Raw genomic sequence first — 12488 nt, 5'->3', positions numbered from 1 at the left:
CTACAACGGCTCTATACCTTGGTGAGCCAGTGGGCGTATTTCGGATTGCGTCCGTTGACGATGTCAAAGAACGCGCTCTGGATTTTTTCGGTGATGGGGCCGCGGCTGCCCGCGCCGATTTCGATGCGATCGAGTTCACGGATGGGCGTGACCTCGGCCGCCGTGCCGGTGAAGAAGGCCTCGTCGGCGATGTACACTTCGTCGCGCGTGATGCGCTTTTGCACGATCTCTAGGCCCAGGTCCTTGGCGATGTGAAACACCGTGTTGCGCGTGATGCCGTTGAGCGCACCGGCCGACAGGTCGGGCGTGTAGATCACACCGTTCTTGATGACAAACAGGTTCTCGCCAGCGCCTTCGGACACGAAGCCTGCGCTGTCGAGCAGCAGCGCTTCGTCATAGCCCTCGTCCGTGGCTTCCATGTTGGCCAGGATGGAGTTGGTGTAGTTGCTCACCGCCTTGGCCTGCGTCATGGTGATGTTGACGTGGTGGCGCGTGTAGCTGCTGGTCTTGACGCGGATGCCGCGCTTCATGCCTTCCTCGCCCAGGTAGGCGCCCCAGGCCCAGGCGGCCACCATCAAGTGGATGGTGTTGCCCTTGGGCGAGACACCCAGCTTCTTGTCGCCGATCCAAGTCAGGGGGCGCAGGTAGCAGGACTCCAGGTTGTTGGCACGCACCACGGCCTTTTGCGCTTCGTTGACCTCGTCCATGGTGAACGGGATCTTCATGCGCAGGATCTTGGCGCTGTTGAACAGGCGTTCGGTGTGCTCCTGCAGGCGGAAGATGGCGGTGCCGTTCACCGTGTTGTAGGCCCGCACGCCCTCAAAGGCGCCGCAGCCGTAGTGCAGCGTGTGGGTCAGCACGTGGATCTTGGCGTCGCGCCAATCGACCATCTGGCCGTCCATCCAGATCTTGCCGTCACGGTCGGCCATCGAGGGAACTACGGGGCTCATGGGAGGTGTCCTTTGCTTGCGGTTTCGCGAATCGTGGGATTTTACGGCGGCGCCCCGGCATCAGACCGCAGGGGACTGACAGGCTGCTTGCGTGACGGATCAGCCCAGGCCTCTCACCACGGACATGGCTTCCTCGATGCGCTCCACCGCATGGATCTCCAGCCCTTCGATGGGCTGGCGCGGTGCGTTGGCCTTGGGAATCACGGCCACCGTAAAACCCAGCTTGGCGGCTTCGCGCAAGCGCTCCTGCCCACGGGGCGCGGGCCGTACTTCCCCTGCCAGCCCGACTTCGCCAAAAGCGATGAAGCCCTTGGGCAGCGCCCGGCTGCGCAGGCTGGAGGTGATGGACAGCATCACCGCCAGATCGGCCGCCGGCTCACTGATGCGCACCCCGCCCACGGCGTTGACGAACACGTCCTGGTCGCCACAGGCCACACCTGCATGGCGGTTCAGCACCGCCAGCAACATGGCCAGGCGGTCGCGCTCCAGCCCCACCGACAGGCGCCGGGGCGAGGGACCGCCACCATCGACAAGCGCCTGGATTTCCACCAGCATGGGTCGCGTGCCCTCCAGCGTGACCAGCACGCAGCTTCCTGGAACCGGCTCGCTGTGCTGACTCAGAAAGATCGCACTGGGGTTGCTGACGCCGCGCAACCCGCGTTCCGTCATGGCGAACACACCAATTTCGTTGACGGCGCCAAAACGGTTCTTGATGGCGCGCACCAGACGGAAGTTGGAATGCGTGTCACCTTCGAAGTACAGCACCGTGTCCACCATGTGCTCCAGCACGCGTGGACCGGCCAACGCCCCCTCCTTGGTCACATGGCCAACCAACACCATGGCCACTCCGGTGCCCTTGGCCGCACGCGTGAGATGCGCCGCACATTCGCGCACCTGTGCCACCGAACCGGGGGCCGAGGCCAACTGGTCGGAATAGATGGTCTGGATCGAGTCGATCACAGCGACCGCCGGTTGTGTGGCCTCCACGGTGGCCAGAATTTTCTCCAGCTGGGTTTCGGCCAGCACCTGCACTTGGCTGTGCTCCAAACCCAAGCGGCGCGAGCGCAGAGCGACCTGGGCACCACTTTCCTCGCCCGTGACATACAGCGTGGGCAGGCCTGCACGCTGCAGGGCATCGAGCGCCTGCAGCAACAGCGTGGATTTCCCAATGCCCGGGTCGCCGCCGATGAGCACCACGCCCCCCTCGACGATGCCGCCACCCAGCACCCGATCGAGCTCCTCGATCCCGCTGGCCGCACGCGCCACTTCCGAAGCCTCGATGGCCGATAGCGGCGCCACGGGTTGCGCTGCATTCAGCGCATGGCCTTGCCCGTAGCGGTTGCGTGCCGTGGCGGGCTCGGCCAGGGCTTCTGTCAAGGTGTTCCACGCCCGGCAGTGGGGGCACTGGCCCAGCCATTTGGGCGTGGTTCCGCCGCATTCAGCGCAGGAGTAGAGGGTTTTGTCTCGGGACATGGGCACAGGTCGGCGTTGGCTTGCGACTATAGCGGCTGCAGGTGCGCTACCTTGATGCGGCTCCATGAACGACACAGCCCGTCACGAGGACGGGCTGCGAAGGGTCGGCGCCAACGCACTCAGGCAGCGGTGAGCCAGTATCCCGAGTTGAATGGACTGCTCATGCGCAGTGCCAGAGGAGAGATGTCCACCAGCTTGTCGGTGGGCATTTTCTCGGCGCAATCGCCGCCGATGTCGATTCCCTGTACGGCGGCGGGGTTCGCCTGGGCCTCGCTGGCCCGTTCTGCTTGGCCGGTGGTTGCAGAACGGGCTACAGAAAAGAATAGAAACACCGGAACGGTATCTTGCGATCGGCCCAGTAGTCGGCTGCGTCGCGGAACACGTCCAGAAGCTGCTCGCGGGCTTCCTTGTCGAACTTGGCGGTGGCAGGGATCTGCTCCAGCACCACGATGAAGCCAGGCTGCGGGCCGGACTTGTGCAGCGGATCGGTCAGGCAGTCGGACAGCGCATCGAAATTCTTCCCGAAATGCGCGGGGAAGGTGAACTGCTGCGCGATCAGGTCCAGCACATCCTGCTTGGACTGTGCGTGCGCCAGATTGGCGTACAGGAAATGCTGACCCAGCCGTGCGGCTGCGTCCTGCAGATCGTGCACCCGGAAGGCGCGGATCGACTGCACGATGTTGGGGCGAACACCGCGCAGAGGATTTTCCTGGTCTTTACGAAGTGGTGTATCCATCTCCGCTTCTCTTTCTTTCAAGTCCAAAAAATAACACCCGGGGCAATCAATGCAAGTCCCCGGGAGGCTGTGGCTCGGTCATGGATCCCCAAGCACAGAGCAGGCAGGCTCGCTGGGTGCAGGGGTTCATTCGACAATTTCGCGAAAACTGGCGTAGTGGTCGCTGGTGTAGTAGCAGGCATCCGGCGTCCGGGGCTGCAGGCCTCCACACACAATGCGCCGGGCACCCCGGTTGCGCGCACCTGGCGTTCTGACGGTGTACTCGCGGTAGTAGCCGCGCTTGTGCTGAGGCAGCAGCCTTTCGCGATTGCCAAAGACGGTGCCATCCTTGTCGTAAGGGAAGGGGCCACCCTGGCGGATCAGCGCATAGGTCTGGCGCCCCTGGAGCGGCAACTGTTCAATACGGATGGTGTCCAGGCCGCCGGTGGACGGCTGGTTGCGCGCCATGCCCGGCTGGGGCAGCAACGCACAGACAACACCCAACATCAATGCAGCGACAGCCTTGTGCGCCCCGCTGGACCAAGCCTTCAGCATCAATCGACACCTTTCAGAAACTACGGGTTAACCCGAAATTTCGAGCCGTAAGTGTGACTGAACCCCCCGAAAAAAGCAAGCATTTGCCCAATCTTTAGGCAGGAATACGGGGCTTGACAGCCCCTGAAAGTTAGCGCTTGCTTTTCTCTTTGTGCTTATCTTTGGGCGTTTGCGTCTGCCACGGTCAGCGCCGTCATGTTGACGATGCGGCGCACGGTGGCGCTGGCTGTCAGAATATGCACCGGCTGCGCCGCACCCAGCAGCACCGGGCCGATGGCGATGTTGCCGCCTGCTGCCGTCTTGAGCAGGTTGTAGGAGATGTTGGCCGCATCAATGTTCGGCATCACCAGCAGGTTGGCATCACCAATGAGGCTGCTGTGCGGCATAAGCGCCGCGCGCGAAGCGCCGTTGAGCGCCACGTCGCCGTGCATCTCGCCATCCACCTCCAGCCAGGGCGCCTGCACGCGCAGCAGTTCCAGCGTCTGGCGCATCTTCACGGCGCTGGGCTGGTCGCTGGAGCCAAAGTTGGAGTGCGACAGCAGCGCGGCCTTGGGTTTGATGCCAAAGCGCAGCATTTCCTCGGCCGCCATCATGGTGATCTCGGCGAGCTGCTCGGCGGTCGGGTCGTAGTTGACGTGCGTGTCCACCAGGAACACCTGGCGGTCGGGCAACATCAGACCATTCATGCAGGCGTAGGTCGCCACGCCTGCGCGGCGGCCGATGACCTGATCGATGTAATTGAGGTGGTGCGATGTGTGCCCCCAGGTGCCCACGATCAGCCCATCGACCTCGCCTTTGTGCAGCATCATGGCGCCGATCAGCGTCAGACGCCGACGCATCTCGATCTTGGCGATCGGCGCGGTGATGCCCTTGCGCGCCGTCATCTGGTGGTAGGTCTGCCAGAAATCGCGGTAGCGGTGGTCCTGTTCGACGTTCACCACATCGTAGTCGCGCCCTTCCTGCAGGCGCAGGCCGAACTTCTCGATGCGCTGGGCGATCACGGACGGGCGTCCGATCAGCGTAGGACGGGCGACACGCTCGTCCACCACGATCTGCGCGGCGCGCAGCACGCGCTCTTCCTCGCCCTCGGCATAGGCCACGCGCTTCTTCGCGGCGGTTTTGGCGGCCAGGAAGATGGGCTTCATCATCGTGCCCGAGGCATAGACGAAGGTCTGCAACTGCTCGCGGTAGGCATCCATGTCGGCGATGGGACGCTGCGCCACGCCACTGTCGGCAGCCGCCTGCGCCACGGCCGGCGCGATCTTCATCATCAGGCGCGGGTCGAACGGCTTGGGGATCAGGTATTCGGGGCCAAAGGCCAGTTTCTCACCCACATAGGCCGCTGCCACCACCTCACTCTGTTCGGCCTGGGCCAGGTCGGCGATGGCATGCACCGCGGCGATTTCCATTTCCAGCGTGATGGTCGTCGCTCCGCAATCGAGGGCACCACGGAAGATGTAGGGGAAGCACAGGACATTGTTGACCTGGTTCGGGTAGTCTGAACGGCCCGTGGCCATGATGGCGTCGTCGCGCACGGCCTGCACATCCTCGGGCTGGATCTCGGGGTTCGGATTGGCCAGCGCGAAGATCAGCGGACGCTCGGCCATCTTGGCCACCATGTCCTTCTTGAGCACGCCACCAGCCGACAGGCCGAGGAACACGTCGGCGCCCGCGATCACTTCACTGAGCGTGCGCTGGTCGGTCTTCTGCGCGAAGAACTGCTTGTCCTCGTCCATCAGCTCGGTGCGACCCTCGTAGACCACGCCGGCCAGATCGGTCACCCAGATGTTCTCGCGCTGGATGCCCAGCTTGACCAGCAGACCCAGGCAGGCCAGTGCCGCCGCGCCCGCGCCCGAAGCGACCAGCTTCACCTTCGACGGGTCCTTGCCCGCCACCTTCAGTCCGTTCAGGATGGCGGCGCCGACCACGATGGCCGTTCCGTGCTGGTCGTCGTGGAAGACCGGGATCTTCATGCGCTCGCGCAGCTTGCGCTCAACGTAGAAGCAATCGGGCGCCTTGATGTCTTCGAGGTTGATGCCGCCGAAGGTGGGTTCGAGCGCCGCAATGATCTCGACCAGCTTGTCCGGGTCCTTCTCGTTGATCTCGATGTCGAACACATCAATGCCCGAGAACTTCTTGAACAGCACGCCCTTGCCTTCCATCACCGGCTTGCCCGCCAGCGGCCCGATGTCGCCCAGGCCCAGCACGGCCGTACCGTTGGTGACTACGCCGACCAAGTTGCCCCGGCTGGTGTAGCGGAACGCGGCGGCCGGGTCCTTCACGATTTCCTCGCAGGGCGCGGCGACGCCGGGAGAGTAGGCCAGCGCCAGGTCGTGCTGGTTCACAAGCTGCTTGGTGGCGGCGATGGCCACTTTGCCGGGCTTCGGAAACTCGTGGTACTCGAGGGCGGCCTTGCGCAGCAGCGCGCGCTTGTCGAGGTGGGGGATCGGGGCCGGTGCGTTCTCGGGCATGGAAGTCTCCAGTTGGCGGAACCGCGCGCCCTGCGGCGGGCTTTGCGCGGCCGGACCCCAGGGTCCGGGGGGGTCTGATTGTAGGTGGCGTTCAGTAAATACCCTGGTAAGCAGCTTTGCGGACCCGGGCGTCGCCATTGTGACGCATTTTCGTGAAAATCGATTTCACATAACAAAATGCCCTGCAGACCGAAAGACTGCAGGGCAAGGGGCCTGGAAGCGGCCCGCACGGGGCCGCACCGTCAGCGGCTGCTCGGGAAGCTGAACACCACCCCTTCTCGCACGCCGGCCGAAGGCCAGCGCTGGGTGATGGTCTTGCGCTTGGTGTAGAAGCGCACGGCATCCGGCCCATAGGCGTGCAGGTCGCCGAACAAGCTGCGCTTCCAGCCGCCGAACGAGTGGTAGGCCACCGGCACGGGCAGGGGCACGTTCACGCCCACCATGCCGACCTGGATGTGGTCGGTGAAGTAGCGCGCGGCCTCGCCGTCGCGCGTGAAGATGCAGGTGCCGTTGCCGTATTCATGGTCGTTGATGAGCTGCATGGCTTCCTGCAGCGTCTTCACGCGCACCACGCCGAGCACGGGGCCGAAGATTTCTTCCTGGTAAATCTTCATGCCGGGCTTGACGTGGTCGAACAGGCAGGCGCCCAGGAAGTAGCCTTCCTCATGGCCGGCCACCTGCACGCCCCGGCCATCGACCACCAGCGTGGCGCCCTCGGCCACGCCGCTGTCCACATAGGCCTTCACCTTCTCGAAGTGCTGCTTCGTCACCAGCGGGCCCATGTCGTTGCCGTTGTCGGTGCCCGGGCCGACCTTCATCTTGGCGATCTCGGCCTTCAGGCCCGCCACCACGGCATCGCCCACCTCGTCGCCCACGGCCACGAGCAGCGGGATGGCCATGCAGCGCTCGCCGCACGACCCATAGGCCGCGCCCATGAGCGCGCTGACGGCGTTGCCGACGTCGGCGTCGGGCATGAGCACGGCGTGGTTCTTGGCGCCGCCCAGGGCCTGCACGCGCTTGCCGTGCTTGCAGCCTTCGGCGTAGATGTATTCAGCGATGGGCGTGGACCCGACGAAACTCACCGCCTTCACGCGCGGGTCCTGCAGCAGCGTGTCCACGGCCAGCTTGTCGCCGTTGACCACGTTCAGCACGCCGGGCGGCAGGCCCGCTTCCAACGCCAGCTGAGCAATGAACAGGGCGCTGGTCGGATCGCGCTCGGAGGGCTTGAGCACGAAGGTGTTGCCGCAGGCCACGGCCATGGGCCACATCCACAGCGGCACCATGGCCGGAAAGTTGAAGGGCGTGATGCCCGCCGTGACGCCCAGCGCCTGGAATTCGCTCCACGAATCGATGCTGGGTCCCACATTGCGGCTGTGCTCGCCCTTGAGCAGCTCGGGGGCGTAGCTCGCGTATTCCACGTTCTCGATGCCGCGCTGCAGCTCGCCGTGCGCGTCGGCCAGCACCTTGCCATGTTCGGCGGTGATCATGGCGGCGATCTTGTCGGCGTTTTCTTCGAGCAACACCTTCAGCTTGCTCATCACCCGCGCGCGCTTGAGCGGCGGCGTGTTGCGCCAGGCGGGAAAGGCGGCCTCGGCGGAGGCGATGGCCGCCTCGACGGTGGCCTGGCTCGCCAGCGCCACGCTGGTGGCCGACTGGCCGGTGGCGGGGTTGAAGACGGGCTGCGTGCGCTCGGTGTCGGCAACGATCTGGCCGTCGATCAGGTGGCCGATGGTGGTGGTGACGTTCTTGTCGTGGTTCATGATGATTTTCAAGCAAAAAGTGCCTCTAGCGCTTATTTATCAGGCGCCAGCAGCTATCAAAACAGGAGTTCAGGCGGTTTCGTGCAGGGCATCGCCCAGCGCGCTGACCAGGCGGTCGATCTCGGCCTGGGTGCTGATGAAGGGCGGCGCGAGCTGGATGGTGTCGCCACCGTAGCGCACGTAGAAGCCCTTGTCCCAGCACTTCATGGCGATCTCGTAGGGCCGGCGGGCGGGCTCACCGGGCACGGCGCTGATGGTGATGCCGGCGGCCAGGCCATAGTTGCGGATGTCGGCCACATGCTTGGCCCCTTTCAGGCCGTGCACGGCATTCTCGAAATAGGGCGCCAGCGCCTTCACGCGGCCCGGCATGTCTTCCTTCTGCAGGATGTCGAGCACCGCGTTGCCCGCCGCGCAGGCCACGGGGTGGGCCGAGTAGGTGTAGCCGTGCGGGAACTCCAGCATGTACTCGGGGCCGCCCCTGCGGCCATGAAGGTGTCGTAGATCTCCTTGCTGGCCACCACGCCGCCCAGCGGCTGGGCGCCATTGGTGACCTGCTTGGCGAAGTTCAGGATGTCGGGCGTCACGCCAAAGGCCTCGGCCCCGGTCCAGGTGCCGCAGCGGCCAAAGCCGGTGATGACCTCGTCAAAAATCAGCAGGATGTTGTTCTGCGTGCAGATCTCGCGGATGCGCGCAAGGTAACCGACCGGCGGGATCACCACGCCGGCCGAGCCCGAGAAGGGCTCGACGATCACCGCAGCGATGTTGCTCGCGTCGTGCAGCGCGATCACGTCCAGCAGTTTGTCGGCCAGCGCGCGGCCGCCGTCCTCGGCCATGCCCTTCTGGAAGGTGCCTGCCGGCGGCTGGGTGTGGGGAATGTGGTCCGCCTCCACGCCCTGGCCGAACAGCTTGCGGTTGCCCACGATGCCACCCACCGAGATGCCGCCGTAGTTCACGCCGTGGTAACCCTTTTCGCGGCCGATCAGGCGCGTCTTGGTGCCCTGGCCCTTGGCGCGCCAGTAGGCGCGGGCCATCTTGAGCGAGGTGTCGGCCGACTCGGAACCCGAACCGGTGAAGAACACGTAGTCCAGCCCGGCGGGCGTGAGGTCCTTGATCCGGTTGGCCAGCTCGAACGAGGCCGGGTGGCCGAACTGGAAAGCCGGCGCGTAGTCCAGCCGCGCCGCGGCCTGGCCCACGGCCTCGGCGATCTCGCGGCGGCCATGGCCCAGACCCGAACACCACAGGCCCGAAAGGCCGTCGAAGATCTTGCGGCCTTCGCTGTCGGTGTAGTAGGCGCCGCTGGCGCCCACCACCATGCGCGGATTCGCCTTGAAATTGCGGTTGCCGGTGAAGGGCATCCAGTGGGCGTCGAGCCAGGCGGCATCGAGGCGCGGCGCGTCGGTGGCGGGTTGTTCGATGTGGACGAAGCTCATGGGGGGTCTCCTGGTTCGGGTGCGGCAGCCGGATGGCTTGCAATCCGCCATTGTTCCGACAAGTGTTAATCTCTCAAATACTCAAATATCAATGTTTACTTGACGATTTATGCAAGTAAAACCACCCCCCACCCGCGAGCGCGCCGTGCTCGGCCAGCTCAGCGACATGGACCTGCGCCTGCTGCAGGTGTTCAAGAGCGTGGCCGAGTGCGGCGGCCTGTCGGCCGCCGAGCTGGAGCTGAACATCGGCACCAGCACCGTGAGCCGCCACATGAAAGACCTGGAGACGCGCCTGGGGCTGACGCTGTGCCGGCGCGGCCGTGCGGGCTTTGCCCTCACGCCCGAGGGCCAGCGCGTGTACGACGAAACCCTGCGCCTGCTCAGCGCGGTCGATGCGTTCCGCAGCAGCATCGACGACATCCACCGCCGCATGGGTGGGCGGCTGGAGGTGGCCGTGTTCGACAAGACGGCCAGCAACCCGGCGGCGCACATCGGCGAGGCCATCGCGCTGTTTTCCGAAAAGGCCCCCGACGTGAGCCTGCAGATGCATGTGGCCGCCATCCCCGCCATCGAGCGCGGGCTGATCGACGGGAGCTTCCACCTCGGCATCATCCCGGCGCACCGCAGCTCGCAGAGCCTGGTGTACGCCAACCTGTTCACCGAAACCATGCTGCTCTACTGCGGCGCACGCCATCCACTGTTCGGCCAGGACCACGCCGGCCTGGACTGGGACAGCCTGCGCGCCTGGCAGTTCGCGGGCCTGGGCTACCACTCGCCCAACATGGAGTTGAGCCACGGCGCGCGCCTGCCGCGCAAGGCCACGGGTTTCGACCAGGAGTCGATCGCCACGCTGATCCTCTCGGGGCGCTACCTGGGCTTCCTGCCCGACCACTACGCCGAGGCCTTCGAGCGCCAGGGCCTGATGCAGGCCGTGCAGCCGGCGCAGTTCTTCTACCGCTGCCAGTTCGTCAGCGTGCTGCGCCGCTCACCCCAGCCGCCGCGCGCGGCGCAGGCCTTTGCGCAGTGTTTGCTGGCGGCACACTCCTGAAATCGGCGCAGAGGCTATTGCACGACCAGCAGAGGCGGCTCTACACTGGCCTCCACTGCGGAGGTTGCCATGCTGCGTGTTTTCGTTTTGGCGCTGAGTCTGCTGTTGCATGCGTGTGGTGGGGGGTCTGCCCCGGCGCCTGAGCCACCTAGCCCTACAGGACCAGGAGGGCCAACAACGCCTTCAGGCCCCGCACCCTTTGATCCGCCCCAGGTCAGCATGCGTGAGCTGATCACTACTGCCCAAAGCATCTCGGTTCCGCTGACCAATGGCCGTGGCTTGACCATTGCGGATGTGCCCGTCACCTTGCACGCGGAAGACGGCACACTTTTCGCTACGCGATGGAGCAGTTCTGGAACCCAAAAAACTCCGCTGGCCACAGGCGCCGGCGGTGCCACCCTTGCAGGCGAAGGGCAGCAGCTACTGGTCGTTTACGCAGATCTGGCAGGCAACGCCATGCGCGCCCGCGTGAGTACGGATGGCGGGCAGCAATGGGGCGACCCCGTGCGTCTGGGCGACCGGCCTGCGGGGCCTCCCCTGCCCACAGCCTGCGTGTACAGCGTCCAGGGGCAGTTGCGGCGCGTGGTCGCCTGGTCAGCGCAGCCCTCTGAAAGCGATGGTCCATTGGTGCTGGTGCTGTTTGATGGCACGCAATGGTTGCCCCCGGTGATACGCAGCGACATCCGCAGTTCGGGCGCCAGTCTGCACTGCAGCGCCAGCACAGGCGCAGAAATTGTCTGGCGTGACCATCGTGCTGGCGCACAAGGCATGGCGGTCGCGCTCTGGTCAGCCCAGGTGACCCCGGCAGGCACGTTGGAAGGTGCAGGGTCTGCGATGTCCAACGCTTTCGATCCCAGCTTTTGCCGCAGCGGGGGCACGCGCTGGCTGGGCCACCACAGCACCACCAACGATGCACACCTGTCGTACAACCAGGATGGCACCGGCTGGACCGAGGTGGACACGCAAATCACCTCACCGGGAATCCAACCCTTGGACGAGAGTGGCAAGTTTGTCTCTGTGGCTTGCGCAGGTTCCATCGTCTTGGCATCTTGGGGCGACTGGCCAAGCAAGCAGGAGGCCAACGACCGCACGGCATCTCGGCGCTTGGGTGTGCTGTTCTCGCGCAGCGGCGCAAGCCACTGGCTTTCGGTCAGCCCCGCTGGGCTGGAGCTTGACCAAGGCCCGGCTACCACGGCAGCAACGGAACAAGGCGCCTGGATTGCCTGGAAGGCGGGCAATCGCCTGCGGCTGGCAGAAATCCGATGATCCAGGCTGAACATCGAATATCCGCTTGATTTTTCCACCGGTATGCCGATAAGCTGACACCATGTCCTCCTTGCTCTCCATCGCATCCTCAGGTCTGTCGGCCGCCCAAATGCGGCTGGACGCCTCTGCGCACAACGTGGCGAACATGAACACGCCCAATTTCCGGCGCAGCGTGGTCAGCCAGGCGGCGCGGGCGGAGCAGGGCGGCGTGGACGCCAGCGTGCAGCGCGCGCCCGGCACGGGGGTGGCACTGGAGCAGGAGGTGGTGGATCAGATGTCCGCCACCTATGCCTTCAAGGCCAGCGTGCAGGTGCTGCGCACCCAGGAACGCACGCTCGGCAGCTTGCTCAATGTGAAGGCGTGAGCGCGGCCTGCGCCGCCAAGGCTTCGGCCTGGGCCTTGCGCCCGGCGCGGTCCCAGGCTTTTTCGTGAAAGAAGAAGGCCACGGCCTGTACCGTGGGCTCCAGCAGGCTGAGCGTGAGCGCTGCCCACAGGTTGCCCGTCACGGCGTAGGCCACCATCGCAGCCACGCAAACGTGCACGACGTAGTAGCTGCCGGTCTTCATCAGCATGGTCTTGTTTTCGCGGGCTGCGCGGCGGATGCGGGTCATGGCGGCCTCCTGTGGCGTTGGGTTCTGCCGTAGCGGCATGACTCAATGATAACGATTATCATCTGCATGCGCTATCGAATCTGCCTATGGCGGCGATACCCTGGATGCTGTGCAATCCGTCACGAAAGATCGCGCAAGCCCGCTGTTCCAATGCCGCGGGCGGTTGCTATGATGGCCAGTCCCTCTACACCCTCTTTCTTTGCGAACGG

At 64.9% G+C, this 12488-nt stretch carries 11 protein-coding genes and 1 pseudogene; 3 read left to right on the top strand and 9 right to left on the bottom strand.

Annotated features, from left to right (window positions below; all coding sequences use genetic code 11):
• Positions 1–11: 11 nt before the first annotated feature.
• The 8 genes and pseudogenes from GWK50_RS00200 to GWK50_RS00165 all read right to left on the bottom strand — a co-directional run bounded on the left by GWK50_RS00200 (position 12) and on the right by GWK50_RS00165 (position 9354).
• Positions 12–950: a branched-chain amino acid transaminase gene (locus GWK50_RS00200; RefSeq protein ID WP_162014732.1), complete on the bottom strand. Its 939-nt coding sequence runs from the start codon at positions 948–950 to the stop codon at positions 12–14.
• 99 nt (positions 951–1049) lie between these two features.
• On the bottom strand, positions 1050–2423 hold the full coding sequence (gene radA, locus GWK50_RS00195) for a DNA repair protein RadA (RefSeq protein WP_162014731.1): 1374 nt from the start codon (positions 2421–2423) through the stop codon (positions 1050–1052).
• Positions 2424–2542: 119 nt separating this feature from the next.
• Positions 2543–2755 (bottom strand): hypothetical protein, encoded by a 213-nt coding sequence (locus GWK50_RS00190; RefSeq protein ID WP_162014695.1) that lies wholly within the window; start codon positions 2753–2755, stop codon positions 2543–2545.
• Entirely contained in the window at positions 2734–3159 is a 426-nt protein-coding gene (locus GWK50_RS00185; RefSeq protein WP_162014730.1) for a barstar family protein, read from the bottom strand. Before GWK50_RS00185 ends, GWK50_RS00190 begins: the two co-directional genes overlap by 22 nt.
• 126 nt (positions 3160–3285) lie before the next feature.
• Positions 3286–3693, bottom strand: coding sequence for a ribonuclease (locus GWK50_RS00180; RefSeq protein ID WP_162014729.1), 408 nt, complete (start codon positions 3691–3693; stop codon positions 3286–3288).
• Positions 3694–3848: 155 nt separating this feature from the next.
• Positions 3849–6164, bottom strand: coding sequence for an NADP-dependent malic enzyme (locus GWK50_RS00175; protein WP_162014728.1), 2316 nt, complete (start codon positions 6162–6164; stop codon positions 3849–3851).
• 242 nt (positions 6165–6406) lie between these two features.
• On the bottom strand, positions 6407–7924 hold the full coding sequence (locus GWK50_RS00170) for a CoA-acylating methylmalonate-semialdehyde dehydrogenase (protein ID WP_162014727.1): 1518 nt from the start codon (positions 7922–7924) through the stop codon (positions 6407–6409).
• 69 nt (positions 7925–7993) lie between these two features.
• Positions 7994–9354, bottom strand: a pseudogene (locus GWK50_RS00165) (aspartate aminotransferase family protein).
• Between the two features lie 109 nt (positions 9355–9463).
• Here GWK50_RS00165 and GWK50_RS00160 point away from each other — a divergent pair.
• The 3 genes from GWK50_RS00160 to GWK50_RS00150 all read left to right on the top strand — a co-directional run bounded on the left by GWK50_RS00160 (position 9464) and on the right by GWK50_RS00150 (position 12032).
• Positions 9464–10402, top strand: coding sequence for a LysR family transcriptional regulator (locus tag GWK50_RS00160; RefSeq protein WP_197904951.1), 939 nt, complete (start codon positions 9464–9466; stop codon positions 10400–10402).
• A gap of 456 nt (positions 10403–10858) precedes the next feature.
• Positions 10859–11668 (top strand): hypothetical protein, encoded by an 810-nt coding sequence (locus tag GWK50_RS00155; protein WP_162014726.1) that lies wholly within the window; start codon positions 10859–10861, stop codon positions 11666–11668.
• A gap of 61 nt (positions 11669–11729) precedes the next feature.
• Positions 11730–12032, top strand: coding sequence for a flagellar basal body protein (locus GWK50_RS00150; protein WP_162014725.1), 303 nt, complete (start codon positions 11730–11732; stop codon positions 12030–12032).
• Here GWK50_RS00150 and GWK50_RS00145 read toward each other — a convergent pair.
• Positions 12016–12279: a DUF2061 domain-containing protein gene (locus GWK50_RS00145; protein WP_162014724.1), complete on the bottom strand. Its 264-nt coding sequence runs from the start codon at positions 12277–12279 to the stop codon at positions 12016–12018. The two genes, GWK50_RS00150 and GWK50_RS00145, sit on opposite strands and share 17 nt — an antisense overlap.
• Between the last annotated feature and the right edge of the window lie 209 nt (positions 12280–12488).

Origin of the sequence: Acidovorax sp. 210-6 (genome assembly GCF_010020825.1) — a bacterium.
GTDB classification, from domain to species: Bacteria; Pseudomonadota; Gammaproteobacteria; order Burkholderiales; family Burkholderiaceae_C; genus Simplicispira; species Simplicispira sedimenti.
Note: the sequence above shows the minus strand (reverse complement) of the source record. Positions and strands in the feature narration are given on the sequence as shown.